The sequence below is a fragment of the Arthrobacter sp. MDT2-3 genome (assembly GCF_059090465.1).
In genome coordinates this window covers 260946-286315 of record NZ_JBNHFS010000005.1, presented here as the reverse complement: position 1 = coordinate 286315, position 25370 = coordinate 260946, and the positions used below count along the sequence as shown (strand labels likewise).

Genomic DNA, 25370 nt, shown 5'->3' with positions numbered 1-25370 from the left:
TCGCCCGGAGCGGTACCAATGCTAACAACGGGGTGAGTCATAATAGACTGTTAGCACTTGGGCATGTCGAGTGCTAACCGCTGTAGCGTCACGGTGCGGGCGGAACGCCTGCCCTGAACCCTGGATGGAGGTGGAGAGTGAGCGAGCCACGCAAACTGGAAGTACTGCGGGCCATCGTGGAGGACTACGTCCACTCCCGCGAGCCCGTCGGGTCCAAGGCTTTGGTGGAGCGGCACCATCTTGGTGTCTCCAGCGCCACCATCCGCAATGACATGGCCGCGCTTGAGGACGAAGGGCTGATTACGGCGCCCCACACCAGCGCCGGCCGCATCCCCACAGACAAGGGCTACCGGCTCTTCGTCGACCAGATTTCCGCTGTGAAGCCCCTGTCCCAGGCGGAGCGGCGGGCTATCCAGTCCCTCCTTGAGGGCTCGGATGACCTCGACGACGTCCTGGAACGGACCGTCCGGCTGTTGTCCCAACTGACTAACCAGGTGGCGGTTGTCCAGTATCCGCACCTTAACCGAGCACTGATCCGACACATCGAATTCGTTCTCCTGGCACCGCGGAAGGTGCTGGTGGTGCTGATCGCCAACACCGGAAAGGTGGAACAGCGCGTTATCGACGTCGGGCAGGACCTGGCGGATGAAGCCCTCGCTGCGTTGCGCGCCAGGTTCCTTGGCTCCCTCGCCGGGACCCCCTTGGCCCAACTGGGGCACTCCCTGCCCGCAGTGGTGTCCGGTGTCGCCCCGGGACAGCGGCAGGCAGCCCAGGCGCTGGCGCACGGACTGGAGGGCCTGGCCCACAGCAGCCGCGAAGACCGTATGGTGATGGCCGGCACGGCCAACCTCGCCCGTTCCAACGTTGACTTCCCGCTCAGCATCGGGCCTGTGCTGGAGGCGCTTGAGGAACAGGTGGTGATGCTGCGCCTGCTGAGCGAGATGGCGCAGGATCACCGCGGCGTAGCCGTGAGCATCGGCCGTGAAAACCCCTATGACGGCCTGGCGGAAGCATCTGTTGTGGCCACGGGCTACGGCCCGGACAGCGTCGCCAAGATTGGCGTGCTGGGTCCTACCAGGATGGACTATCCCACCACCATGGCAGCCGTTAGGGCTGTCGCCCGTTACCTGTCACGGATTTTGGGGCCCTGACCGTATGACGGCGCCCAAAAGCGCCCAGCAGTGATGCAGTAAGACTGCAGGCAAAAACAACAAGGAAGAGATACGAACTTTGAGCAGCCACTACGAAGTCCTTGGAGTCTCACCGGATGCCACCGGAGAAGAGATCAAGAAGGCCTACCGCAAGCTGGCCCGGACCCTTCACCCGGACGTTAACCCCGGTGAGGATGTTGCGGACCGCTTCAAGGCAGTGACCCACGCCTACGAAGTTCTCTCGGACCCCCAAAAGCGGCGGGTCTACGACACCACCGGCAACGAGAACGGCACGGACAACGGGTTCGGCGGGGGAGCGTATGCCGGCCAGGGCTTTGCTTTCCAGGACATCTTCGACACATTCTTCGGCGCCGGCGGCACCACCGGCCCCGCGTCACGGGTCAGGCGCGGGCAGGACGCGCTCATCAGCGTCCGGATCGAACTCCGCGACGCGGTGTTCGGGGTCAACAAGAAGCTCGAAGTGGATACGGCAGTGGTCTGTCCCACCTGTGATGGCTCGTGCTGCCGTCCCGGAACCCATCCGGAGCGCTGCGACATCTGCGGTGGCAGCGGCCAGGTCCAGAGGGCCGTGCGTTCCATCCTCGGCCAGGTCATGACCGCCGCGCCCTGCGGTACCTGCGAAGGCTTCGGAACCGTTATCAAGGACCCCTGCAACGAATGCAGCGGGCAGGGCCGGATCCGCAGCCGCCGTTCCCTGACCATCAAGGTCCCCGCCGGCGTCGCCACCGGCACGCGCATCCAGCTGTCCGGGCAGGGCGAGGCCGGTCCCGCCGGTGGCCCCACCGGTGACCTCTACGTGGAAATCCGCGTCAACAACGATGCCACCTACGTCCGCGAAGGCGACGACCTCCACGCCACCCTGAACATCCCCATGACGGCAGCTGCCCTGGGAACCGACGTGACCCTCGAAACGTTCGATGGGCCGCAGGAGATCGACGTGAAGGCCGGCACGCAGTCCGGAGAGATCATCACGCTGCGCGGCCTTGGTGTCACCCACCTGCGCGGCTACGGCCGTGGTGACCTGAAGGTTCACCTCCAGGTCGAGACGCCGGCGAAGCTCGATCCGGCGCAGGAGGACCTGCTGCGCCAGCTGGCCAAGCTTCGCGGCGAGCAGATTACGGATGGCAAGCTTGCTGCCAGCGGTGGCATGTTCGCCAAGCTCCGGGACCGGCTCGGTAACCTGTAGCGGTGAGCAACCCCGTCTTTTTCACTGCGGCCGGGTCCCTGGACGGGATGGTGCCGGAAGGTGTCTTCGTCCTGGAAGGACCCGAGGCCCGGCATGCGGTTACGGTCAAGCGGCTCGCTCCGGGCGAAGCCGTGGACATCGTTGACGGCGCCGGTACCCGCATGAGCGGCAAGGTTACCGCCGCTTCCTCCTCCGGGCTCGAAGTGGAATGCACCTCGGTGGTTGTTGAGGACCGGCCGGGCACCAGGCTGGTGCTGGTCCAGGCCCTGGCCAAGGGCGACCGGGATGAGCTGGCCGTTGAGACGGCCACTGAACTGGGCATCGACGCTGTTATCCCGTGGCAGTCAGAGCGGTCCATCGTACGCTGGAAAGGTGACCGGGCCGCCAAGGCCCACGCAAAATGGCAATCCGTTGTCACTGCCGCCGCCAAACAGGCCCGTCGTGCCTGGATCCCTGAAGTGCGTGCCGCCGTCGACACCGCCGGCCTGGCCTCCGCGGTGGAGGCGGCCGACCTCGCCGTTATCCTGCACGAGAACGCGGTGCGGCCCCTGCGGTCCGTCCTGGAATCCTGGCTCCCGCCCGGGGCCGCTGACGGCGTGCGCGAAGTGCTGCTGATCGTAGGACCCGAGGGAGGGATCAGCCAGCGTGAAGTGACAAGGCTTTGCGGCCGGGGTGCCGTCACCGCCCTGTTGGGACACCACGTGCTGCGCTCATCAACGGCCGGTCCTGCCGCCGTCGTTCTTGCCAGCGACGTCCTGGGCCGCTGGGCGGCTCCCATAGTTTGAGCCGCCCGGCGGGCGGGGCTAGCGGACCTGAAAGCTCCGGGTGTCCTCGGTTCCGTCCACTTGGCCGTCCGCGTTCGAAGTTTGGGCAACCCGAAGTTCGAAGTCACCCTCAGGCAGCGTCAGGGCCAAGGTGAACACCCCGGCCTGCGCGGGATCCGCAGCCGCCGTTGTTTCTCCCGTCAGGAAAGGGGTTTTGTCTCCGTTGTCTCCGGACCGTAGGATCTGCCAGCGCAGCTTGCCGCCGGGCAGGGTGCTTCGTCCGGTGATCTTGACGCTGCCGTCGGCCACTTCCACGTTTTCCTGCGGGTCGATGATCCAGACCGGAGCCACCAGCCCGGCGGTACGGGCCATGAGTGACCCCAGCTGCACATGGTCAAAAGCGACGTAGTCGGTGTGTCCGTCCACGAGGATCCGGACACGGATCTGCTGCCCGGAATCAATCAGCCCTGAGCTCGCAGCAGCCGCGGTAGCCGTGTAGACAAGCTGCTGGATGGCCCGGGCCGCCATGTCGGCGTCAAGATTGCTGTTGAAGGCATCTTCCGACACGTCCACGGTGATGACGTCCTTGCCGGAAATGGACGTGGCCAGCTGCTTGGGGTTCTGCCACGGCGTGAAGAAGTCCGGGTCCAGGGGCTTTTCGGACATCATGGCGCGCAGGGCGCGGGTCACGGGATTCTCCTGCTCCGGAACGTCCCGGAACTCCCGGTAGAGGAAGACATCGCTGTTGCTGCGCCCAATCCAGTAGACGGGGGCCTTGTTGGAGGACTGGGTAGTCTCCAGGGGTGCACTCGTGGACGGGGCACCGGAGGTAATTCCCGGGGCGGGAGTGCTGGAGGACAGTGTGCCGGTGGGGGAGGGCTCCGGCGCTGCGATGCAGCCTGCCAGGACAGGGACCGTGACCAGGAGACCGGCAAGGACCGCTGAACGGGCGCCGCTAAAGGCACCTCGGGCCCGGCGGGGCGCTGCGGTTTCCGGCAACTTGATTGCCCTGTCCTTTCCTGGTCGGGTAGCCGATCCCCGGTCGGCTTTGATACTCCAGCACCACGCTGGATTTCCAGCATTACACAGCCCCGGGGAGCAGAAGCGCCGGGATGCGCTGCGCGGTCCAACTGCAACTGGAACGATATGAGGCCGATATGAAGTTGATACCTAATGACGCGAAACACGTCTTGTGCCGGGTGGGAGCCGTCCCGGCGCCCCATTGCTGTATGGGGTCTGGTGTGCCTGCTGGCGTAGGATGGAAGGTACCGCTGGAAGCAACGGCACCAGCCGCCGCAAATCAGCCAACAGCTATTGTTTCGACATCGAGGGGATCACAGGCCTGCGGGCCAGCACCATGACTGAATCAGCTAACGGAAAGCGCAGGCTCGTCACAGGCGAGGGCGCAGCGGGGGAGTTTCCCCATACACTCCCCGGCGTCCGGACCGAAGTAGTCCTTTTCGACAACTCGGACCAGATGGTTCAATCGCTGGGCAGCCATGATGAAGCGTTGCGGTTCATCGAGGAACAGTTTCCTGACGTGAACTTCCACGTCCGCGGCAATGAGCTTTCCATCAGCGGACCGGCGGCTGATGTGCCGCGGATTATGCGGCTCCTCCATGAGGTCCGCGGACTCGTTGCCCGCGGCACGGTCATCAGCCCGGCTGTATTGCAGCAGCTCGTGGCCCTCCTCCGCTCGCAGTCGATGCAGAATCCCGTGGATGTCCTGACCCACGACATCCTGTCCAGCCGTGGCAAAACCATCCGTCCCAAAACCCTGAACCAGAAGAACTACGTAGACGCCATCGACGTCAACACGGTGATCTTCGGCATCGGGCCCGCGGGAACGGGCAAGACCTACCTGGCCATGGCCAAAGCAGTGCAGGCCCTGCAGCAAAAAGAAGTCAGCCGGATCATCCTGACCCGCCCGGCCGTCGAGGCGGGGGAGCGGCTTGGTTTCCTTCCCGGGACCTTGAGCGACAAGATCGATCCGTACCTCCGTCCGCTTTATGATGCCCTGCACGACATGATGGACCCTGAATCCATTCCGCGGCTCATGGCGGCGGGGACCATCGAAGTGGCGCCGCTGGCCTACATGCGCGGCCGCACGCTCAATGACGCCTTCATCATCCTGGACGAGGCGCAGAACACCACGCCCGAGCAGATGAAGATGTTCCTCACGAGGCTTGGCTTCGGATCCAAAATGGTAGTTACGGGCGATGTCACCCAGGTGGACCTGCCCTTCGGTACCCGGTCCGGGCTGCGGATCGTGGAAGAGATTCTGCAGGGCATTGATGGTGTGAACTTTTCCGTCCTGGACGCAGCAGACGTGGTGCGGCACCGCCTGGTAGGCGATATCGTCAATGCCTACAGCATCTGGGACGACACCCAGCGCAGCCGGGTCAAGCATTCGGCAAGCCGGGAAAAACGGGGGGAACACGCGTGAGCATCGAGGTGAACAACGAGTCCGGCGTCCAAGTGGACGAATCCGAACTCGTTGCCCTGTCCAGGTACATCTTTGAGCAGCTCTACATTCATCCGCAGGCCGAACTGTCCATCCTTTTGGTGGACGAGCCTGCGATGGAGAAGCTTCACATCGAGCTGATGGACGAGCCCGGCTCCACTGACGTGCTGTCCGTGCCCATGGACGAGCTGACCCCGGGTACGCCTGACCGCCCGACGCCCCAGGGCATGCTGGGGGACATTGCGGTGTGCCCGCAGGTCGCAACGGTCCAGGCCCGGAACGCCGGACACTCGCTGCAGGACGAGATGCTGCTGCTGACCACGCACGGTATTTTGCACCTGCTGGGCTACGACCACGCCGAGCCCGAGGAGAAGGCCGAGATGTTCGGCCTTCAGCGCGAACTCCTCTCCGGCTTCACCGGTAAAGAAGCGCCCGCCGAGACCACCCAGTGACCCCTCTGCTCCTCGTCGCGATGGCTCTGGCTTTCCTGGCCGTCGCGGCAGTACTGACCGCGGCCGAAGCCGCCTTTAACTTCCTCCCGCGGCACGACGCCGAAGAGGCGCTCGTCAAGAGCCGCGGCACCGCGATGCGCCGGATCCTGGCACAGCCCGTTGCGCACATCCGAGCGCTGCGGTTCTGGCGTATCTGGTTTGAGATGGCCTCAGCGGTTGCCGTCGCCGTCCTGTTGTACAGCCTGCTCGACAACATCTGGCTGGCAGGGCTTGCCGCAACCGGCATCATGGCCCTCCTGGGATTCGTCATTGTGGGCGTTTCTCCCCGCCAGCTCGGAAGGCTCCACTCAGGTGCCGTGGTGCGCTTCACGGCACCGATGATCCGTTTCCTCACCTGGGTGCTCGGACCCATCCCGGGGTGGCTCGTGGCGCTGGGAAGCGCTGCTGCCCCCGGTGCACCGCTCGGCGATGAGGCGTTCTTCAGCGAGCAGGAGTTCCGTGAGCTGGTTGAACGTGCCAGCGAATCGGACATGATCGAGGACACCGAGGCCGAGATGATCCAGTCGGTCTTCGATTTCGGCGACACCCTGGTCCGTGCCGTGATGGTGCCGCGGACAGACATCCTCAGCATCGAAGCCGGCTCCAGCCTCCGTCGTGCCATGTCGCTTTTCCTGCGGTCCGGGTATTCCAGGATTCCTGTGATTGGCGAAGACACGGACCATATCCTGGGCATCATCTACCTCAAGGATGTCGCGGCCGTCCTGCATGAATTGGCGCCCGACGAGGAGCCGCCCCTGGTGGATTCGCTGGTCCGGGAGGTGCGGTACGTGCCCGAATCGAAGCAGGTCAGTGACCTGCTGCGCGAGTTGCAGAAGGAATCCACGCATGTTGCCATCGTGATCGACGAATACGGGGGTACCGCCGGACTCGTCACCCTCGAAGACCTGATCGAGGAGATCGTGGGCGAAATCGTCGACGAATACGACACCGAAAGCGCCGAGGCCGTGGAACTGGGCGACGGCTCGTACCGCGTGAGCGCCCGGATGAGCATCGATGACCTTGGCGAGCTTTTTGACATCGAGCTTGACGACGACGAAGTGGACACAGTTGGAGGCTTGCTCGCCAAAGCGCTGGGCCGTGTACCCATCGTCGGCAGCAGCGTCGAAGTTGACGGTGTGTCGCTGCGCGCCGAAAGGCTCGAAGGCCGCCGGAACCGGGTCAGCCACATCATTGCGGCGCAGGTTCCAAAAGTAGACACTGACCTTGAAGACCTCCTCCAGGAGGCGGAAGCAACCCAGCAGGGAGTTCCACGTGAGCAAGAAAAATAAGGCCGCAGGCGACGAAGACTTCGGGGGCTTCCGCGCAGGATTTTCAGTCCTGGTGGGCCGCCCCAACGCGGGTAAGTCCACACTGACAAACGCCCTGGTGGGCAAGAAGGTAGCCATTACCTCCGCCAAGCCGCAGACCACCCGCCACACCATCCGGGGCATCGTCCACCGCGAGGACGCACAGCTGATCCTTGTGGATACACCAGGCCTGCACCGACCCCGCACGCTGCTGGGAAAGCGCCTGAACGACCTCGTGGCGGACACCCTTGCCGAGGTGGACGCCATCGGGTTCTGCCTGCCCGCCAATGAAAAGATCGGGCCCGGCGACAGGTACATCGCGGCCCAGCTCGCCGCTGTTGGCCGCCAGCCTGTCATTGCTATTGTCACCAAAGCCGACCTGGTGGACCGGCAGGCCCTGACGGAGCAGCTCCTTGCCGTCGCCGCGCTCGGGCGGGAAGTGCTGGGGGAGGAAGGCTGGAAGGATATTGTTCCGGTATCCGCCAGCGACGGCTTCCAAGTGGAAACCGTAGCCGACGTCCTGATCAGCCACATGCCGCCGTCGCCCCCGCTGTACCCGGACGGGGAGCTGACCGACGAGCCGGAAGCCGTGATGGTCGCAGAGCTGATCCGCGAAGCGGCGCTGGAAGGCGTCCGCGATGAACTGCCGCACTCCCTGGCCGTGGTCGTTGAAGAGATCGTGCCCCGGGAGGACCGCCCGGAGGACAACCCCCTGCTGGACGTGCGCGTGAACCTCTACGTCGAACGCCCGTCCCAGAAGGCGATCATCATCGGCAAGGGCGGCAGCCGGCTGCGCGAAGTGGGCACAAACGCACGGAAGGGAATCGAGGCCCTCCTGGGGACGCGCGTCTACCTCGACCTGCACGTGAAGGTCGCCAAAGACTGGCAGCGGGATCCGAAACAGCTGGTCAAGCTGGGCTTCTGAACGTTTTAATACGTGCGGCCGGTGGCCGTCCGGGGATTTCCCAGCCTGGACCACTAAAATGGACCGGATTCAGAATCTAGAGGAAGGTTCACCACGTGGGGCGAGGCCGCGACAAGCGCGAAAACGGAGCTGACGTGTCAGCAGGGGGACCAGTGTCCCGGCACGCGGATGATGGCACCGTTGGAGCCGCCCGCCACTTTGGCCCCGTGCGCGGGATGCCGTTGTGGCTCAAGATCACGACGGGCGTGCTGTCGGTGGCCCTCGTGGGTGCCTTGGCATTCGCAGGATTCTGGTTTCTCCGCCTCCAAGGCAACCTTTCCAAGGCACCCCTGAACGCCGGGGGCGGAAGTAACGAATCGGTGAGCGATGCGACCGGGCGGATGCAGATCCTGATCCTCGGCTCAGACACCAGGGACGGCAAGAACGCCGAGTATGGCACGGCGGACGATTCACGCGGCTACGGCAAGTCCGACGTCATGATGCTGATGGACATTTCCGCGGATAACAAGCGCGTCAGTGTCATCAGCTTTCCCCGCGACCTGCTGGTTGACATTCCTGAATGCAAGGACGAGGAAAGCAACCAGACCTATCCCGCCCGCAGCGGTGTGATGATCAATGAAGCCATGGCCGAGGCGGGCATCGGCTGCGCCGTGGACACGGTCAACCGGATTACCGGCCTGGAAGTGGACCACTTCATGATGGCGGACTTCAACGCGGTGAAGGAACTGTCCAACGCCGTGGGCGGCGTGGACGTATGCATCAGTGACGCCGTCTTTGACCCCGATTCCCGGCTCCGCCTCCCGAAGGGCACCTCCGCTGTTCAAGGTGAAATGGCCCTCGCCTTCCTGCGGACCCGCCACGCGTTTGCCGACGGCGGTGACCTTGGCCGAATCAAGGCCCAACAGGGGTTCCTGTCCTCGCTCACCCGGAAGATCAAGGATGAAGGCACCCTCTCCGATCCCGGCAAGATGCTGAAGATCGCCGACGTCGTCACCCAGAACCTGACCGTCGACGAGGGCCTGGCTTCGGTTCCCACCCTGTTGACCATCGGCAACCGGCTTAAGGACATTGATATCAGCAAAGTTGCGTTCGTGGCCGTTCCCACCACGCCCGCCGTTCTGGATCCAAACAGGCTGCAGATCGCCGAACCCGCCGGGTCCCAGCTGTTCTCCGCGCTGCGGCAGGACATCGACCTGACAGACCCCACAGCGCCGCCCACACCTGCGCCCACGGAAACCAGTGCTCCGCCTACGGGGACTCCAAGTGAAACGGCTCCTCCGGTGCCGCCCTATGACAAGGCGCTTCAGCCCGTCACCGTTGCCAACGGGACCGGGGTGCCAGGGCGCGCACAGGAAATAGTCCAGGCCCTGATCGGCGGCGGATTCACCCAGGCCGGACAATTCGAGGCAACCGCCGTGGAACAGTCCGCCGTCTACTACGGCACCGGCTTTGCGGACGTGGCTGCTGACGTTGCGGCGCTGCTGGGAATCCCGGCGGCGCAAGTGCTGCCCGCTCCGGCCGTGTCCGGCGTCCAGGTCTATCTGGGCACCGATTTCACTTCGGGTGCCACCTACGGGGCGCCGGCTGCGCTGCCGGAGAATATCGTCAACCAGACAGCGGGGGACACCCTCTGCCAGCAGGCCAACCCCATGCTGATCGTCGAGGGTTAGCAAGGCACGGCCAGGACGGACGCAAGCTGGACGGCCGCAAGCCGCCTAAGACAGAAAAACGGGGCCCGCTCGACGGGCCCCGTTTCTGTTTGCTACCAGATGCTGACGCGCTCTTCCGGGGACATCCACATGCCGTCCTGGTCAGTGACTTCAAAGGCGTCGTGGAAGGCGCCGAGGTTCTTCGCGATGGCGTTGGTCCGGAACTCGTTGGGCGAATGCGGGTCCGTTGCCAGCCGGCGGATGGCTTCTTCGCTCCGGATCACCTGCCGCCATCCTGCCGCCCAGGATGCGAAGAAGCGCTGGTGCCCCGTGAGGCCGTCCAGGACCTCCGGCTCCTTTCCATCGAGGCTGATCAGGTAGGCCTTGTAGGCAATGGCCAGCCCGGCGAGGTCGCCAATGTTTTCGCCGAGGGTGAGGCGCCCGTTGACGTTATGTCCGGGTGCTGCGTACGGGGAAAGCGCGTCGTATTGCGCCACCAGCTTGGCCGTCAGCTTTTCGAAGGCCTGGCGGTCCTCGTCGGTCCACCAGTTCCGCAGTGCACCGCCGCCGTCGAACTGTGACCCCTGGTCGTCGAAGCCGTGGCCGATTTCGTGCCCGATCACCGCGCCGATCCCGCCGTAGTTTACGGCGTCGTCAGCGTCGGCGGTGAAGAACGGCGGCTGCAGGATCGCCGCCGGGAAAACGATCTCGTTCATCATCGGGTGGTAGTAGGCGTTGACTGTCTGCGGGGTCATCAGCCATTTGTTCCGGTCCACCGGCTTGCCCACCTCATCAAGGTGCCGGTCGACGTCGGCGTTGTGTGCCCGTTCCACGTTGCCCAGCAGATCAGCCGGGTCAATCTCCACGGCCGAATAGTCAATCCACTCTTCCGGATAGCCGATCTTCGCCCGGAACCCCTCCAGCTTCCGCAGCGCCTCGGCCTTGGTGTTTTCGCCCATCCAGCCCACAGCGGTGATGCTTCGGCGGTAGGCCTCAATCAGGTTTGCGACCAGCGTCTGCATACGGGCCTTGTGCGTTTCCGGAAAGTGCCGCGCCACATAGACCTGCCCCACGGCTTCGCCGAGGCCGCCTTCCACAACGCCCACGCCGCGCTTCCAGCGGTCTTTGTTCCGGGGGGTGCCGCTGATGGTGGTCCCATAGAAGGCGAAGTTGGCGTCAACAAAAGCAGAGGACAGGTAGGGGGCAGCGGCGCTGACTACCCGCATGGCCAGCCACTCCTGCCAGTGGGCCAGCGGTTCGCTCTCGAGAAGCCCGGCGGCGCCGTCGAAGAACGGAGGGGTGCTCACCACAATTTCATGCCGCTTTTCCTCGTCGATGCCGGCTGCTTCAAACCAGGTTGTGAGCAGCGGGAACATGGCGGATGCCTCGTCCGCCGACTTCAGGTTGTAGGTCTTTTGCGGGTCCCGAAGGGTGACGTTGTCCCAGTGATGGGACGCCAGCTTGGTCTCGAGGGCAACCACCCGCCCGGAAGCGCCGACCGCATCCGGCACGCCGGCCAGGTCAAGCATCGTCTTCACATGCGCGCCGTAGGCGGAGACCATGAGGGCAAACTTTTCTTCCCGGTAATACGATTCATCGGGCAGTCCGAGACCACCCTGGCCAACGTAGAGGAGGACCCTGTCCGGATTGCCTGCGTCCGGAGCCGGGTAAATGTAGAACAGCCCACCCACATCTGCCCGGAACAACCGGCCCGCCAGGGAGACCAAGTCTGCCACGGAGGTGGTGGCGAACACCTCGGCGAGCCGCTGGCGGATCGGTTCCATGCCCTTCGCTTCTACAGCGGCTTCGTCCATGAAGCTGTTGTAGAGGTCCCCGACCTTCTGCTCGATGCCGCTGGCGGCTCCGCCCTTTGCCGCTGCTTCCTCGATGATGTCGCGGACAGCAATCTCGGACCCGTCCCGCAGGGCGGTGAACGTGCCTTCCAGGGGCCGGTCATCGGGGATTTCGGTAGCCTTCAGCCACGCACCGTTAACGTGCTGGTAGAGGTCATCCTGCGGCCGGACGGTGTTATCAAAGGTGGACAGGTCGATCCCCGAAATGGGCACTGAAGCTCCTTTTTGCTGACCGCGGCCGGCGGGATACCGGTCGGCGTCTGCATGGTGGACGTAACGGACGGTAGTGCTCTTTCATCTTACGCACCCGTGTTACTCTCAAAAGGTGCGTGCAGAGCTTCTCCTTCTTAGCTGCCGCGGCGAGGCCTCAGACGCGATCTAGCGCAAGGCCCACCCTCGCTGCGGAGTTTGTGTTGCCCGGCCACCCTTTCAAAGAAGAATCACAGAAAAGGCCCCGATAGTAATGCGAAACGCACAGAAGCCCTCCGGAATGCCCGCCCACCGGTATACGCCGTTCCAGGACCTGATCAAAGTCGAACTGCCTGACCGCACGTGGCCGGACAAAATCATCACCAAGGCTCCACGCTGGTGCGCAGTTGATCTGCGCGACGGAAACCAGGCCCTGATCGATCCCATGAGCCCGGCCCGCAAAATGAAGATGTTCGACCTGCTGGTCCGTATGGGGTACAAGGAGATCGAGGTAGGTTTCCCGTCTGCGTCGCAGACCGACTTTGACTTTGTCCGCCAGCTCATCGAAGGCAACCACATCCCGGACGACGTCACCATCCAGGTCCTGACACAGGCCCGGGAGCACCTGATCGAGCGGACCTACGAGTCCCTGGTAGGTGCCAAGCAGGCGATCGTCCACCTGTACAACTCCACCTCGGTGCTGCAGCGCCGTGTGGTCTTCAACCAGGATGAGGACGGGATCCTGGACATCGCCCTCCAGGGCGCGCGGCTGTGCAAGAAGTACGAAGAGACCCTGGTGGACACGCACGTGACCTACGAGTACTCCCCGGAATCCTTCACGGGCACCGAGCTGGAATACGCAGTGCGGGTCTGCAACGCCGTCGCCGATGTTTTTGAGGCTTCCGCCGACCGCCAGGTCATCATCAACCTGCCCGCCACCGTGGAAATGGCCACCCCCAACGTTTACGCCGATTCCATTGAATGGATGAGCCGCCACCTGCACCCGCGGGAAGGCATCATTCTCTCACTGCACCCCCACAACGACCGTGGAACGGGTGTCGCGGCCGCCGAGCTGGGCTACATGGCCGGGGCCGACCGGATCGAAGGCTGCCTCTTCGGCAACGGCGAGCGGACCGGCAACGTGGACCTGGTCACGCTTGGCCTGAACCTCTTCGTGCAGGGCATCGACCCCATGATCGACTTCTCCAACATCGACGACGTCCGCCGGACTGTGGAGTACTGCAACCAGCTGCCCGTCCCCGAGCGTTCGCCCTACGGTGGCGACCTCGTCTTCACGGCGTTCTCCGGATCCCACCAGGACGCCATCAAGAAGGGCTTCGAAGCCCTCGAACGGGACGCGGCTGCCGCCGGCAAGGACGTTGCCGATTTCACCTGGCAAGTACCGTACCTGCCCGTGGACCCGAAAGACCTGGGCCGCAGCTATGAAGCCGTGATCCGGGTCAACTCCCAGTCCGGCAAGGGCGGCGTTGCCTACCTGCTGAAGAACGAGCACAGCCTGGACCTGCCGCGCCGTGCCCAGATCGAGTTCTCCGGCGTCATCCAGAAGCGCACGGACACAGTGGGCGGCGAAGTCAGCGGTGCCCAGCTGTGGCAGGTGTTCCAAGACGAGTACCTGCCCTCCGGCAAGACTGACGGGCAGTGGGGCCGATACTCCCTGGGCGCTGTCAAGACAGAGACGGATGACGACGGCGGCATGACACTTCACGCCTCACTCACCGTGGACGGCGTGCAGGTTCAGCGGACCGGCACCGGCAACGGCCCCATCGCCGCCCTGCTGAGTATCCTCCGGGAAGACGGCGTGGACGTCCGCGTGCTGGACTACAGCGAGCATGCCCTCTCTGAGGGCGGCAACGCCATGGCGGCCGCCTACGTGGAGTGTGCAGTGGGGGAGCGCGTGCTCTGGGGCGTCGGCATCGACGCCAACACCAGCATGTCTTCCTTGAAGGCTGTTATTTCTGCTGTGAACCGCGCCGTCCGGGACGCCCAGGCCTGACGCACGGGGCGTTGTGCCGCCGGGGACATCCCGGCGGCACAACGCCGCCCCTTGGTGCCCGGAAGGGCGGTGCCCGCAAAGGATGGGAAGATAAAGGCGTGGCCCAACACTCTTTCGCCTCCCGCGCGTACCGGGACGACGCCGTCGTGCTCCGTACCCACAAACTGGGCGAGGCGGACCGCATCATCACGTTGCTGACGAAGCACCACGGACAGGTGCGGGCTGTGGCCAAAGGAGTCCGGCGGACCAGCAGCCGGTTCGGCGCGCGCCTCGAGCCGTTTATGGTGGCGGACCTGCAGCTCGTGTCCGGAAAGTCGCTGGACATCGTGACCCAGGCCGTGGCCAAGGGCGCCTACGGCGGAAGCATCGCTGCAGACTACGGCCGCTACACGGTAGCTGCCGCCATGACGGAAACCGCAGAAAAGCTCACCGACGTCGACGGTGAATCCGGAACCGCCCAGTACAACCTGCTGGTCGGAGCCCTTGCCTCACTGAGCCGGAATGAGCATGCGGCCGGGCTGATCCTGGATTCCTATCTGCTCCGGGCACTGGCCACCGGCGGCTGGGCGCCCAGCTTCACGGACTGCGCCCGGTGCGGGCTCCCGGGCCCGCACAGCGCTTTCTCCGCACCCGTGGGCGGTATGGTCTGCAATGGCTGCCGGCCGCCGGGGTCGCCTGCGCCCGCGCCGGAAACGGTAGTGCTACTCGCGGCGCTGCTGACGGGAGACTGGGCCACTGCGGACGGCTCCCTGCCCGTGCACCGCAAGGAAGCGGCCGGCCTCGTGGCCGCCTACCTGCAGTGGCACCTTGAACGAGTACTGAAGTCCCTCAAACATGTGGAGCGCAGCTGACAGTGGCCCTGGGAAAAAAGAACAACACGTCCCGTCAGCGGAGCCACCCCGTGGTTGCCCCGTACCCGCATCCCTCGGGCGCGGTGGCGCCGTCCATTCCGGCGGAATTCATCCCCCGGCATGTTGCCATCGTGATGGACGGCAACGGCCGGTGGGCGAACCAGCGGGGACTGCCCAGGATAGAAGGCCATAAGGCCGGCGAGCCGGCCCTGCTGGATGTTATGGCCGGTGCCATCGAGCTGGGCATCGAATACGTCAGTGTCTACGCCTTTTCCACGGAGAACTGGCGCCGCTCCCCGGAGGAAGTGCGCTTCCTGATGGGATTTAACAAGGACGTGCTTCGGAGGCAGCGGAACCAGCTCGACGAATGGGGCGTGCGCGTCCGGTGGTCCGGCCGGCGGCCCCGGCTCTGGGGGTCCGTGATCCGGGAACTTGAAGAAGCTGAGGAGTTCACTGCAGGGAACAGCACCTGCACGTTGACCATGTGTGTTAATTACGGCGGCCGGGCGGAGATCACGGACGCCGTGTCCGCCATTGCCGGGGAAGTCGCTGCCGGCAGGCTCAAACCCGGTGCCATCACCGAGCGCACCATCCAGAAGTACCTTGACGAGCCGGACCTTCCGGACGTGGACCTGTTCCTGCGCAGCTCGGGGGAGCAGCGGCTGTCCAACTTCCTGCTCTGGCAGTCCGCTTACGCCGAGTTCGTATTTATGGACACCCTGTGGCCCGACGTCGACCGCCGGACCCTGTGGTCCGCCGTGGAAGAGTACGCCCGCCGGGACCGCCGTTACGGTGGTGCAGTGGACGCAGCCCGCCCTGTCGACGGAGCAGGCCCGGGGCAGTAGCCCGGTCAGGAACAGCCGGTCAGTGTTGTTTGGGACCCTCTTCGGCGTCTGCCAGGTCGCCGTAGGCGCGGAGCCAGCGCGACAGCCGCGCGTAGGCGTCCGCACGCACAGCGGCAGGGGAGAGGAACACGTCATGCAGTGCGCCCTCAATCCTTTCCACCGTCACGGTGCGGCCCAGGGTGAGGGCGCGGGCAGCAATAACGTTGACGTCCAGCACAGCGTCCGTCCGCCGCATCTCTTCGGACCAGAAGAGTCCGTTCGCGCTTCCCCGGGATAACAGCACCAGGATGGGAACCTCGATGTTGAGCCCGCGCGCCACCTTGGCGTGGCCGGCGAGTACCGCACTGAGCCAACCGGCTCGCACCGGGAAAGCCATGGGCGGCCGGTAGCGGTCATCCAGGGACCATTCCCCATCCGCAGAACTGCTGATGGTCCGCCAGTAGAAGCCGCGCTCCGGAAGCCTGAGCACAGCCTCCGGCCGGAAACGGGCAACAGGTCCCACCATGCTTGACGCCGCGCGCCGCACCAGCGCACTTCCATGCATCTCCAGCCATGGGCTGTTGAGGATGAGCTGCGAGACCGCTTCGGGATGCCTGCTGGCCCACAGCGCAGCCACCAGCCCTCCCGTTGAATGCCCCATCAGGGTCAGCGGCCGGTTAGTCCCCTCCTGGCTGATCAGGCGGCACGCCATCTCAACCTCGGCGTCATAGTCGGCGAGGTCCGAGACGTAACCGCCCGGAGTCTCCGGACGCAGGCTCCGGCCGTGGTTATGCATGTCCAGTGCGTAGAAGTCGTAGCCGGCCGAAGACCAGAAGCGGGCAAGATCCACATTGAAGAAATAGTCGCTCCAGCCGTGCAGGAAAAGGACGGCCCTGCGGTGCCCCGGCGGGAGGACGCCAGTTACGGCCGGGCGGAACCGCACCAGCGTGGCGGTCCGCTCCACACCGTCCGGTCCGGCGGCTGTAAAGGCATGGGACTCGAATTCCTCGCCCAGGATGTCCCGCTGCCATTCCATGGCTTTATGCTATTCCGCCGCTTGGCCGGCCCGCGTCATTTTGGTCCGTGCTCATTTTGGTGTGGGCCCGCCAAGACGGAAGACTGGAGGCATGCGCGTTTATCCCACATTCTTCAGGCTGGCCTTTTCATGGATGGACGCCGAGCGCGCCCACACAATAGGGTTCAAGGCCATCCGGCTGGCACATCGGTCCGGTGCGGGGAAGGTCCTGGAGAAACTGACGGCCCCGGCACCGTCGCTGCAGACCACCGCCTTCGGCGTCACCTTTCCCTCGCCCTTCGGCCTTGCCGCAGGTTTCGACAAGGAAGGCCATGGCATTGAGGCACTGAGCCAGCTCGGGTTCGGCCACGTTGAGGTGGGCACCATTACCGGCCAGGCCCAGCCGGGCAACGAAAAGCCGCGCCTTTTCCGCCTGGTAGAGGACCGTGCCGTAATCAACAGGATGGGATTCAATAACGACGGCGCCACCGCCGTCGCCCCGCGGCTCAAGGCCGCCCGTGCCGCACTTCAGCGCAGGCACCCGGCGGTGCGCCCGGTCATCGGAGTCAACATCGGCAAGACCAAGGTTGTTGAATTGGCTGATGCTGTGGATGACTACCTGGCCAGTGCCCGCAGCCTTGCGCCCGCCGCCGACTATCTTGTGGTCAACGTCAGTTCGCCCAACACCCCCGGCCTTCGGCTCCTGCAGGACGTGGAAAGCCTCCGGCCGCTGCTGACCGCCGTCGGCGAAGAAGCCGACCGTGCAGCGGGCCGCCACGTTCCCCTGCTGGTGAAAATCGCTCCGGACCTCAGCGACGAGGACATCGACGACGTCGCACGCCTTGCCCTGGACCTGAAGCTGGACGGCATCATTGCCACCAACACCACTATCGCCAGGACAGGCCTGGCGTCCCCTGCAGACCTGGTGGAAAAGTGCGGTGCGGGCGGGCTCTCCGGCGCTCCGCTCAAACAGCGTTCCCTGGAAGTGCTGCGCCGGCTCAAGCAGACCACCGGTGACGCCCTGACCCTCGTGGCCGTTGGCGGAGTAGAAACGGCGCAGGACGTCCAGGACCGGCTGGATGCTGGGGCCACGCTGGTCCAGGGCTATACGGCTTTCCTCTACGAAGGGCCGTTCTGGGCATCGCGCATCAACCGGCAACTGGCGAAGAACCGGCGGTCCTAGCGCGTCGTTGCGTTGAAGCGGCTGCCGCCGCCGTACCGGGTGCGGTGGGCATATACCCCTGGTTGCAACGAAACCCCGGCGGACATTCCGCCGGGGTTTCGTTGTCTATTGAATGGGAGGACGCGGGGAACCAGGTTAGGCGGGGTACTGTCCGCGTTTGACCTGAGGCTTGGGCAGCCGCAGCTTCCGGAACTGTAGCGAACGCATGGAGCCGTACCAGACCGTGCCCCGCTCCACCTCGCCGAACTTCTCGGTCAACCTCTTGCGGAGCTTGCGGGACAGGATAAACACGTCAACGAAGACGGCCAGGAACATCACCCAAAAACCGCCCAGGACGTAGATCATCAGGTCACTGGACGCAGGCACCACCAGGGAAACCAGGACGAAGACGAGGGCGCCGAACATGAGGTACTCACCGAGGCTGAACCGTGCGTCCACATAGTCACGGGTAAACCGCTTCTGGGGTCCCTTGTCGCGCAGCGGCAGGAACTTCTCGTCGCCGGTGTCCAGCGCCTGGCGCATTTTGAGCCGCTGGTCCTGGATGGCTTGGCGCTCGGCAGCCTTGGAGGCTTTGCGGTCCTCCGGCACCAACGGGCGCTTCCGCGCAGCCTCCTGGGCTTTGCGCGTTGGAGTGGGAGCTCCCTTGCCGGCTATGCCGTCCTGGCGGGCCGCAGCTTCCGCAGCCTGCTGGTCTGATAATTCCTGCGCCGAGGGCGCTTCTTTTTTACGTCCGAACACCTGAACAGAATACCTTGCGGCGGCTTGGCCTTCCGGCCCTACTGTCACGGCTGCCAGGGCGTTGAAAGTGACGAGGGTAATGTTTTTCCATGACTTCATCTCCGACGGCCACCCCCAACAACATTGCCGGCTCCACACCTTCCGGCCTCGACCCAAACCCCGGCACGGAGGACCTCCGGGCCGCCATCGACCGTTCCTTTGAGAGCACCCTGGCCAGCCTTAAGGAACTGGTCGCGATTCCGGGCATCGCCTGGCCCAGCTTCGACCGGTCGCCTCTGGACCGCAGTGCCGAAGCCGTGGCGGAACTGCTCCGCGGGGCTGGCCTGAAGGATGTGCAGGTCCTTGGCTGCGACAAATCCGACGGCACGCCGGGCGGCCCCGCCGTCGTCGCCCGCCGCCCGGCCGCCGAAGGCAAGCCGACCATCCTGCTGTACGCCCACCACGACGTCCAGCCCGCGGGCGACGAAAAACTGTGGGATACCGAACCGTTCACGGCTGTTGAGAAGGATGGGCGCCTGTACGGCCGCGGCGCCGCAGACGACAAAGCCGGCATCGTGGCCCACATCGCGGCCTTCACGGCGGTCTCCGAGGTCCTGGGGGACGGGCTGGGCCTGGGAGTGACCTTCTTTTTCGAGGGCGAGGAGGAAGCAGGCTCCCCCACATTCCGGCCTTTCCTGGAGGCACACCGGGAGCTGCTCCGTGCTGATGCCATCGTCGTCGCCGATTCCAGCAACTGGAAGGTGGGTGTTCCGGCCCTGACAACGAGCCTCCGCGGTTTGGTGGACGGAACCATCGAAGTCCAGGTCCTGGAGCACGCGGTCCATTCAGGGATGTTTGGGGGACCGGTGCTGGATGCCCCCACGCTGCTGTCCCGCCTGATCGCCACCCTTCATGACGACGACGGAAACGTCGCCATCCGGGGTCTTGTGGCCTTCGACAATGCGACGGTGGAGTTCCCGGAGGCTGACTACCGGTCGGATGCCTCAGTGCTCGAGGGCGTCCGCCTCGCCGGCTCGGGGAGCATCGCCTCGCGGCTCTGGACCAAGCCGGCGCTGTCCATCATCGGCTTTGACGCACCTGCCGTTGACGTGGCCTCGAATACCCTGCTGCCCCGGGCACGGGCCAAGTTCAGCCTGCGGCTTGCGCCGGGGCAGGTTCCTGAAGAAGCGATGGAGGCCGTCCGCAAGCACGTGGAGGCCCACGCTCCCTTCGGCGCCAAGGTTACCTTCACGCCGGGGGAGAGCGGCAACCCGTTCAAGACTGACACCTCTTCTGCCGCGGCAGGGATGATGATGTGGGCATTGGGGGAGGCATGGGGCGTTCAGGCCGTGGAGACGGGAATCGGCGGTTCGATTCCGTTTATCGCCGACCTCATGGACGTGTATCCGGACGTGCAGATCCTGGTGACCGGTGTAGAGGACCCGGACTCCCGCGCCCACAGCGCCAACGAGTCACTGCACCTTGGGGATTTCCGGAAAGCCATCCTGGCGGAAGCGTTGCTGCTGTCACGCCTGAACGAGGGACTGTAGACGCGGCGGCCTGTCGTCCTGACGCCACCCCTGGCCGCACCCCGAAGCGTAAGCTGGAAGTCGCTCCGCGGGAACAAGGAAGAGGCTTCCGTGGTTACGTCAGGAGTTAGAGCTACACGTGCGCCCCGCGTAGCATGTAGCTATAGCCCATACCGAATCCGTAGGGGCAGGCACCGTTAGCGCGGGGCCGCCAGACCGTCCTAAGAAGGTAGGCCAATGAGCACCGCAACCAATGAGAACAGCACCCAGACCACCAGCGCGGCCAGTGAAGAACTGCCTGTCCACGAAGTCAACCTGACCGACGTCGCAGCAGGCAAGGTCCGCAGTCTTCTCGAGCAGGAAGGCCGCACCGACCTGCGGCTCCGGGTTGCTGTGCAGCCCGGCGGCTGCTCAGGACTGATCTACCAGCTCTACTTCGACGAACGGCTCCTGGACGGCGACGCTGTCCGGGACTACGACGGCGTCGAAGTTGTTGTGGACAAGATGAGCGTCCCCTACCTCAGTGGTGCCAGCATCGACTTTGAGGACACAATCTCGAAGCAGGGATTCACCATCGACAACCCGAACGCCGGCGGCTCCTGCGCCTGTGGAGACTCCTTCCACTAAGCCGGTTATTTCGCCCGATGCCGGCGCCGCGCCCCCTCCCAATAATCACGGAAGGAGGCGCGGCGCCGACATGTGGGCGAAACTCCCGGCGGAGCGGTAAGCTCTACACCGAGTAGTAAAACTTTTAGTGTGCCCGCGGCGCCGATGGCTGCCCGGACAACAGCAGCAACAAGTAGGAAGGGCCGTCTGTGAGTTCGCAGAACCGAACCGGCAGCCGACGCAAAACGATCACCACGATCACAAGCTTGGCAATTGCCGGCGCGTTGGTTTTGACCGGATGTTCGCCAGAGGTAGAGAAGGGGTGGCTGCCCACAGAACGTGGCACCACCAGCAACAGCGACCGCATCATGGACCTCTGGGTCAACTCATGGATCGCCGCCTTGGCTGTGGGCATCATTACCTGGGGCTTGATCGTCTGGTGCCTCGTGGCCTACCGGCGCCGCAAGGGCACTGTGGGCTTCCCGCGCCAGACCAGCTTCAACCTTCCGCTGGAAGTGTTTTACCTGACCATTCCGCTCTTTATGGTCCTGGTGTTCTTCTACTTCACGGACCGCGACCAGCAGGCCATTGATGACCGGTCACAGCCCGCCGACGTCGTTGTCGACGTCCGCGGCAAGCAGTGGGCATGGGACTTCAACTACAAAGCCGGCGACGTCATCGAAGAAGACGTCTACGAGGCAGGCGTCCAGGCGCACCTGACCGGCAACACGATCGACAAGGAACAGCTCCCCACGCTGTACTTGCCCGTCAACAAGTCAGTTGACCTCGAACTCAACGCACGCGACGTGATCCACTCTTTCTGGGTTCCCGCCTTCCTGCAGAAGCGCGACATGATCCCGGGCAAGACCAACTACATCCGGTTTACCCCCACTAAAGAGGGCACCTACGACGGCAAGTGCGCCGAACTCTGCGGCGAGTACCACTCGGAAATGCTGTTCCGCGTCAAGGTGGTTTCGGAAGCTGAATTCCAGGCGCACCTGGAAGAGCTCAAGGCCGCCGGCAACACGGGCCTCCTCGGTGTGGAGTACGACCGCAACCCGAACCTGAACGAAATTAAGTAAGGGGAGCGACGTGGCTACGTACACTCAATCCGCACCCACCGGAGTTCTCACGGCTCCCGTGGTTCCAAAATCCAAGGGGCGCATCGTCGTCAACTGGATCACCTCCACCGACCACAAGACCATCGGGTACATGTACCTGATTGCGTCGTTTGTGTTCTTCTGCCTTGGCGGCGTTATGGCGCTGCTGATCCGTGCCGAACTGTTCGAACCGGGCATGCAGATCCTGCAGACCAAGGAACAGTACAACCAGCTGTTCACCATGCATGGCACCGTAATGCTGCTGATGTTCGCCACCCCGCTGTTCGCAGGTTTCGCGAACGTCATCATGCCGCTGCAGATCGGCGCACCTGACGTTGCGTTCCCGCGGTTGAACGCGTTGGCTTTCTGGTTCTTCCTCTTTGGCTCCACCATCGCGGTGTCCGGGTTCATCACCCCGCAGGGCGCTGCGTCCTTCGGCTGGTTCGCTTACGCTCCGCTGTCCAACACCACCTTCAGCCCCGGCATCGGCGGGGACCTGTGGGTGTTCGGCCTGGCGCTGTCCGGCTTCGGCACCATCCTCGGTGCGGTCAACTTCATCACCACCATCATCTGCATGCGCGCCCCCGGCATGACCATGTGGCGGATGCCGATCTTCACCTGGAACACCCTGGTCACCGCCATCCTGGTGCTGATGGCGTTCCCGCCGCTGGCCGCCGCGCTGTTCGCCCTGGGAGCGGACCGCCGCTTCGGTGCGCACATCTTTGATCCGGAGAACGGCGGTGCAGTGCTCTGGCAGCACCTGTTCTGGTTCTTCGGCCACCCCGAGGTGTACATCATCGCGCTGCCGTTCTTCGGCATCGTTTCCGAGATCTTCCCGGTCTTCAGCCGCAAGCCGATCTTCGGCTACAAGGGCCTGGTTTACGCCACGATCGCCATTGCTGCCCTGTCCGTGACGGTGTGGGCACACCACATGTACGTCACCGGTGCGGTGCTGCTGCCGTTCTTCGCGTTTATGACCATGCTCATCGCGGTGCCCACAGGCGTGAAGTTCTTCAACTGGATCGGCACCATGTGGCGCGGCTCGCTGACGTTCGAGACGCCCATGCTGTGGAGCATCGGCTTCCTGATCACGTTCCTCTTCGGCGGCCTAACCGGCATCATCCTGGCCTCCCCGCCGTTGGACTTCCACGTCTCCGACTCCTACTTCGTGGTGGCGCATTTCCACTACGTGGTGTTCGGCACGGTGGTGTTCGCGATGTTCGCCGGGTTCTACTTCTGGTGGCCCAAGTGGACCGGCAAGATGCTCAACGAACGCCTGGGCAAGATCCACTTCTGGCTCCTGTTCCTGGGCTTCCACGGCACTTTCCTCATCCAGCACTGGCTCGGCGTTGAGGGCATGCCCCGCCGCTACGCCGACTACTTGGTGGAGGACAACTTCACCTGGATGAACCAGTTCTCCACGGTTGCCTCGTTTGTCCTCGGTGCATCGCTGATTCCGTTCTTCTGGAACGTCTACATCACCTGGCGCAGTGCCGAAAAGGTGCAGGTTGATGACCCCTGGGGCTTCGGTGCCTCGCTGGAGTGGGCGACGTCCTGCCCGCCGCCGCGGCACAACTTCACCTCGCTGCCCCGGATCCGTTCCGAGCGGCCAGCGCTGGACCTTCACCACCCCGAGCTTCGACAGGTCCACACCATCGAGTCACCGGCTCCCGCGGCCAACGTGCTCGGTAACGCCGACCAGAAGGACACTGCACAGTGAAAATTGAGTCATGGATCTTTGGTTCCGGAGTCTTCTTCTTCGTACCGGTTTCGGTGATTTACGGCTTCCTCACCGATTGGGGTGAGTGGGTCGGTATCCTCGGTATCCTCCTGGTCGGCGGCCTCGCCGGCATGATTGGCGGCTACCTCGGTTTCACCGGCAAGCGCGTCGGCCTTCGCCCTGAGGACCGCAGTGATGCGGAGATCCACGAGGGTGCCGGCGAGCAGGGGCACTTCAGCCCCTGGAGCTGGTGGCCGCTGGTCCTCGGTCTGGCGTGCGCCACAGGTTTCCTGGGCCTGGCAGTAGGGTTCTGGATCGTCTACATCGCGGCCGGCCTGGCCGTTGTGGCACTTATCGGCTGGGTATACGAGTACAGCCGCGGCGACCACGCCCACTAGGCAAAAAGAACAACGACGGCGGGCCCCACTTTTTTGGTGGGGCCCGCCGTCGTTATTTGTACTTTTAATGCCGCGCCCTGGCGTGGCCGGCCTCCCCTCAGGTTGCCCTTTGCCCGGGTCTTATTCCCGCCCCTGCGACTCCAACAGCTCACCCAGGGTCCGGAGGGCACCCTCGGCCTTCTCGCGGCTCAGGGCACCGTTCAAGGCCGAATCCTCGATGCCCAGTTCCACTTCGCAGCCGCAGGGAAAATCTGCGGCCATTACGTGCAATAGCGACCGCGCATCCACTCTCCTGATGCCGGCCTTGGTGATGGTCACGGGAAGCCCCGTTTCAGTCACCGCCCGGACGAATACAGCCGCCGGACGCGCGTGCAGTCCGATCGGGGCTGTGACCACGGCCTTCTGTGTTGGCAACGCGAACTCCTTGTTGGTGACGGCCCCATCCGTCGGTGCTGAAAAAATTCCTGTCCAAATATAGCGGCCCGTGTACCCGTCGGGCTAAATACGGCCAGCTGGCGGCGGCGGGTGGTCTAGACCTGTCATAAAATGGCTAGGTGAACGTGAACCCAGGGGAGACCCACCATGGCGGCTAGCGCAGGGGCAATAGCCGGCGAAATCGACCGCACCAGCGGAACTGCAATCTATGTCCAGCTGCGCGAGATCCTTCGTACGTACATTGCCGATCAGTGCCGGCCGGGCTCCGCGCTGCCCTCCGAACGCGACCTGGCGGAGCGCTTTGGGCTTGCGAGGATGACGGTGCGGCAGGCGATTGACGCGCTGGTTGGTGAGGAAGTCATCGAGCGCGTGGTGGGGCTCGGCACGTTCGTTCGCAGGCCAAAGCTGGACCTGCAGGTGAAGCTGACCTCGTACAGCGAGGAGATGCAGCGCCGCGGCATGGTTCCCGCAGCCAAAGTACTGAGCTTCGAACAAATCGGAGCCAGCGCATTCCTGGCCCGTGAGCTTCAGCTGGACGAGGGCACGCCACTGGTCCGCTTCCGGCGCCTCTTGTTGGCGGACGGGGAGCCCATGAGCGTGGATGAGAACTTCATACCGGCCCACCGCGTTCCCGGCCTCTTGGACGGAGAGCCCCCCACCTCGCTGTACAACGTGCTGAGCGAACAGTTCGGCCTCGTGATGGAGTGGGGAGAGGACATGATCGAGGCGACCGCAGCATCGCCCTCCACCGCCCGGCTGCTCAACGTCGAAGTCGGCTCTCCGTTGCTCAAAATCCAGCGCCACGCTTTTGTTTCCCGCACCATGGTGGACTACTCCGTCTCCTATTACCGCGCCGACCGCTATAAGCTGTGGGTCCCGTTGCAGCGCCCGGGGGCGCGGCGGTCCCGTAACCTCTAAGCTGGCGAGCCTCTGCCCCGACCCCCGCCCGCCTTGGTTGTTCCTGCAGCGTGCCCTGAC

23 protein-coding genes are annotated in these 25370 nt (G+C 64.2%); 18 read left to right on the top strand and 5 right to left on the bottom strand.

Annotated features, from left to right (window positions below; translation table 11 throughout):
• Positions 1–137: 137 nt before the first annotated feature.
• From hrcA to AC5RUQ_RS16380, 3 genes are all read left to right on the top strand, one after another.
• Positions 138–1151 (top strand): heat-inducible transcriptional repressor HrcA, encoded by a 1014-nt coding sequence (hrcA, locus tag AC5RUQ_RS16390; protein WP_493948385.1) that lies wholly within the window; start codon positions 138–140, stop codon positions 1149–1151.
• A 79-nt stretch (positions 1152–1230) separates the two neighbouring features.
• Positions 1231–2358, top strand: coding sequence for a molecular chaperone DnaJ (gene dnaJ, locus AC5RUQ_RS16385; RefSeq protein ID WP_493948384.1), 1128 nt, complete (start codon positions 1231–1233; stop codon positions 2356–2358).
• Positions 2359–2360: 2 nt separating this feature from the next.
• Positions 2361–3143 carry a 16S rRNA (uracil(1498)-N(3))-methyltransferase gene (locus AC5RUQ_RS16380; RefSeq protein ID WP_493948383.1) on the top strand — a complete coding sequence of 261 codons (783 nt, stop codon included), beginning with the start codon at positions 2361–2363 and terminating at the stop codon, positions 3141–3143.
• Positions 3144–3161: 18 nt separating this feature from the next.
• Here the strand turns inward: AC5RUQ_RS16380 and AC5RUQ_RS16375 are convergent, their stop codons facing one another.
• The gene (locus tag AC5RUQ_RS16375) at positions 3162–4121 is read right to left on the bottom strand and encodes a GerMN domain-containing protein (protein WP_493948382.1); all 960 of its coding nucleotides are present in this window, start codon (positions 4119–4121) and stop codon (positions 3162–3164) included.
• 358 nt (positions 4122–4479) lie between these two features.
• Here AC5RUQ_RS16375 and AC5RUQ_RS16370 point away from each other — a divergent pair, with 358 nt between their 5' ends.
• The 5 genes from AC5RUQ_RS16370 (at position 4480) to AC5RUQ_RS16350 (ending at position 9979) form a co-directional block, all read left to right on the top strand.
• Entirely contained in the window at positions 4480–5568 is a 1089-nt protein-coding gene (locus tag AC5RUQ_RS16370; protein ID WP_430226235.1) for a PhoH family protein, read from the top strand.
• Positions 5565–6038 carry an rRNA maturation RNase YbeY gene (gene ybeY / locus AC5RUQ_RS16365; RefSeq protein ID WP_387546947.1) on the top strand — a complete coding sequence of 158 codons (474 nt, stop codon included), beginning with the start codon at positions 5565–5567 and terminating at the stop codon, positions 6036–6038. Before AC5RUQ_RS16370 ends, ybeY begins: the two co-directional genes overlap by 4 nt.
• Positions 6035–7366: a hemolysin family protein gene (locus AC5RUQ_RS16360; protein WP_493948381.1), complete on the top strand. Its 1332-nt coding sequence runs from the start codon at positions 6035–6037 to the stop codon at positions 7364–7366. Before ybeY ends, AC5RUQ_RS16360 begins: the two co-directional genes overlap by 4 nt.
• Positions 7350–8309, top strand: a complete 960-nt coding sequence (era, locus tag AC5RUQ_RS16355; RefSeq protein WP_493948380.1) for a GTPase Era — start codon at positions 7350–7352, stop codon at positions 8307–8309. Before AC5RUQ_RS16360 ends, era begins: the two co-directional genes overlap by 17 nt.
• A gap of 215 nt (positions 8310–8524) precedes the next feature.
• Positions 8525–9979, top strand: coding sequence for an LCP family protein (locus tag AC5RUQ_RS16350; RefSeq protein WP_493948449.1), 1455 nt, complete (start codon positions 8525–8527; stop codon positions 9977–9979).
• A gap of 92 nt (positions 9980–10071) precedes the next feature.
• Here the strand turns inward: AC5RUQ_RS16350 and AC5RUQ_RS16345 are convergent, their stop codons facing one another.
• Complete coding sequence (locus AC5RUQ_RS16345; RefSeq protein ID WP_493948379.1) at positions 10072–12024, bottom strand: M13 family metallopeptidase; 1953 nt, start codon at positions 12022–12024, stop codon at positions 10072–10074.
• A gap of 250 nt (positions 12025–12274) precedes the next feature.
• On the opposite strand from AC5RUQ_RS16345, the gene leuA reads away from it, so the two are divergent.
• The 3 genes from leuA (at position 12275) to AC5RUQ_RS16330 (ending at position 15710) form a co-directional block, all read left to right on the top strand.
• Complete coding sequence (gene leuA / locus AC5RUQ_RS16340; protein ID WP_493948378.1) at positions 12275–14014, top strand: 2-isopropylmalate synthase; 1740 nt, start codon at positions 12275–12277, stop codon at positions 14012–14014.
• A 98-nt stretch (positions 14015–14112) separates the two neighbouring features.
• Positions 14113–14865 carry a DNA repair protein RecO gene (recO, locus tag AC5RUQ_RS16335; protein ID WP_256249657.1) on the top strand — a complete coding sequence of 251 codons (753 nt, stop codon included), beginning with the start codon at positions 14113–14115 and terminating at the stop codon, positions 14863–14865.
• A 2-nt stretch (positions 14866–14867) separates the two neighbouring features.
• Positions 14868–15710: an isoprenyl transferase gene (locus AC5RUQ_RS16330; RefSeq protein WP_493948377.1), complete on the top strand. Its 843-nt coding sequence runs from the start codon at positions 14868–14870 to the stop codon at positions 15708–15710.
• Between the two features lie 19 nt (positions 15711–15729).
• Here the strand turns inward: AC5RUQ_RS16330 and AC5RUQ_RS16325 are convergent, their stop codons facing one another.
• Positions 15730–16725, bottom strand: a complete 996-nt coding sequence (locus tag AC5RUQ_RS16325; RefSeq protein WP_493948376.1) for an alpha/beta hydrolase — start codon at positions 16723–16725, stop codon at positions 15730–15732.
• A 91-nt stretch (positions 16726–16816) separates the two neighbouring features.
• Between AC5RUQ_RS16325 and AC5RUQ_RS16320 the strand changes: the two genes are divergently transcribed.
• The gene (locus AC5RUQ_RS16320; protein ID WP_493948375.1) at positions 16817–17887 is read left to right on the top strand and encodes a quinone-dependent dihydroorotate dehydrogenase; all 1071 of its coding nucleotides are present in this window, start codon (positions 16817–16819) and stop codon (positions 17885–17887) included.
• A gap of 135 nt (positions 17888–18022) precedes the next feature.
• Here AC5RUQ_RS16320 and AC5RUQ_RS16315 read toward each other — a convergent pair whose 3' ends face one another.
• On the bottom strand, positions 18023–18625 hold the full coding sequence (locus AC5RUQ_RS16315) for a DUF3043 domain-containing protein (protein ID WP_493948374.1): 603 nt from the start codon (positions 18623–18625) through the stop codon (positions 18023–18025).
• Between the two features lie 89 nt (positions 18626–18714).
• Here AC5RUQ_RS16315 and AC5RUQ_RS16310 point away from each other — a divergent pair, with 89 nt between their 5' ends.
• The 5 genes from AC5RUQ_RS16310 to AC5RUQ_RS16290 all read left to right on the top strand — a co-directional run bounded on the left by AC5RUQ_RS16310 (position 18715) and on the right by AC5RUQ_RS16290 (position 23957).
• Positions 18715–20154, top strand: a complete 1440-nt coding sequence (locus AC5RUQ_RS16310) for a dipeptidase (RefSeq protein ID WP_493948373.1) — start codon at positions 18715–18717, stop codon at positions 20152–20154.
• 216 nt (positions 20155–20370) lie between these two features.
• Positions 20371–20760 carry a HesB/IscA family protein gene (locus tag AC5RUQ_RS16305; protein WP_493948372.1) on the top strand — a complete coding sequence of 130 codons (390 nt, stop codon included), beginning with the start codon at positions 20371–20373 and terminating at the stop codon, positions 20758–20760.
• A gap of 188 nt (positions 20761–20948) precedes the next feature.
• The gene (gene ctaC, locus AC5RUQ_RS16300; protein WP_493948371.1) at positions 20949–21821 is read left to right on the top strand and encodes an aa3-type cytochrome oxidase subunit II; all 873 of its coding nucleotides are present in this window, start codon (positions 20949–20951) and stop codon (positions 21819–21821) included.
• 10 nt (positions 21822–21831) lie between these two features.
• Complete coding sequence (gene ctaD / locus AC5RUQ_RS16295; protein WP_493948370.1) at positions 21832–23559, top strand: aa3-type cytochrome oxidase subunit I; 1728 nt, start codon at positions 21832–21834, stop codon at positions 23557–23559.
• Positions 23556–23957, top strand: a complete 402-nt coding sequence (locus tag AC5RUQ_RS16290) for a cytochrome c oxidase subunit 4 (RefSeq protein ID WP_307095005.1) — start codon at positions 23556–23558, stop codon at positions 23955–23957. The genes ctaD and AC5RUQ_RS16290 overlap by 4 nt, the downstream gene beginning before the upstream one ends.
• Positions 23958–24077: 120 nt before the next feature.
• Here the strand turns inward: AC5RUQ_RS16290 and AC5RUQ_RS16285 are convergent, their stop codons facing one another.
• Complete coding sequence (locus AC5RUQ_RS16285; protein WP_493948369.1) at positions 24078–24371, bottom strand: HPr family phosphocarrier protein; 294 nt, start codon at positions 24369–24371, stop codon at positions 24078–24080.
• 168 nt (positions 24372–24539) lie between these two features.
• Between AC5RUQ_RS16285 and AC5RUQ_RS16280 the strand changes: the two genes are divergently transcribed.
• Positions 24540–25310 carry a GntR family transcriptional regulator gene (locus tag AC5RUQ_RS16280; protein WP_493948368.1) on the top strand — a complete coding sequence of 257 codons (771 nt, stop codon included), beginning with the start codon at positions 24540–24542 and terminating at the stop codon, positions 25308–25310.
• Positions 25311–25370: the final 60 nt, after the last annotated feature.

Excerpts from the sequence above, each read along its gene's own strand:
- AC5RUQ_RS16370 (WP_430226235.1), top strand. The coding sequence starts at position 4,480 with ATGACTGAATCAGCTAACGGAAAGCGCAGGCTCGTCACAGGCGAGGGC.
- AC5RUQ_RS16350 (WP_493948449.1), top strand. The coding sequence starts at position 8,525 with ATGCCGTTGTGGCTCAAGATCACGACGGGCGTGCTGTCGGTGGCCCTC.
- leuA (WP_493948378.1), top strand. The coding sequence starts at position 12,275 with ATGCGAAACGCACAGAAGCCCTCCGGAATGCCCGCCCACCGGTATACG.
- AC5RUQ_RS16325 (WP_493948376.1), bottom strand. The coding sequence starts at position 16,725 with ATGGAATGGCAGCGGGACATCCTGGGCGAGGAATTCGAGTCCCATGCC.
- AC5RUQ_RS16320 (WP_493948375.1), top strand. The coding sequence starts at position 16,817 with ATGCGCGTTTATCCCACATTCTTCAGGCTGGCCTTTTCATGGATGGAC.
- AC5RUQ_RS16310 (WP_493948373.1), top strand. The coding sequence starts at position 18,715 with ATGACTTCATCTCCGACGGCCACCCCCAACAACATTGCCGGCTCCACA.
- AC5RUQ_RS16305 (WP_493948372.1), top strand. The coding sequence starts at position 20,371 with ATGAGCACCGCAACCAATGAGAACAGCACCCAGACCACCAGCGCGGCC.
- AC5RUQ_RS16280 (WP_493948368.1), top strand. The coding sequence starts at position 24,540 with ATGGCGGCTAGCGCAGGGGCAATAGCCGGCGAAATCGACCGCACCAGC.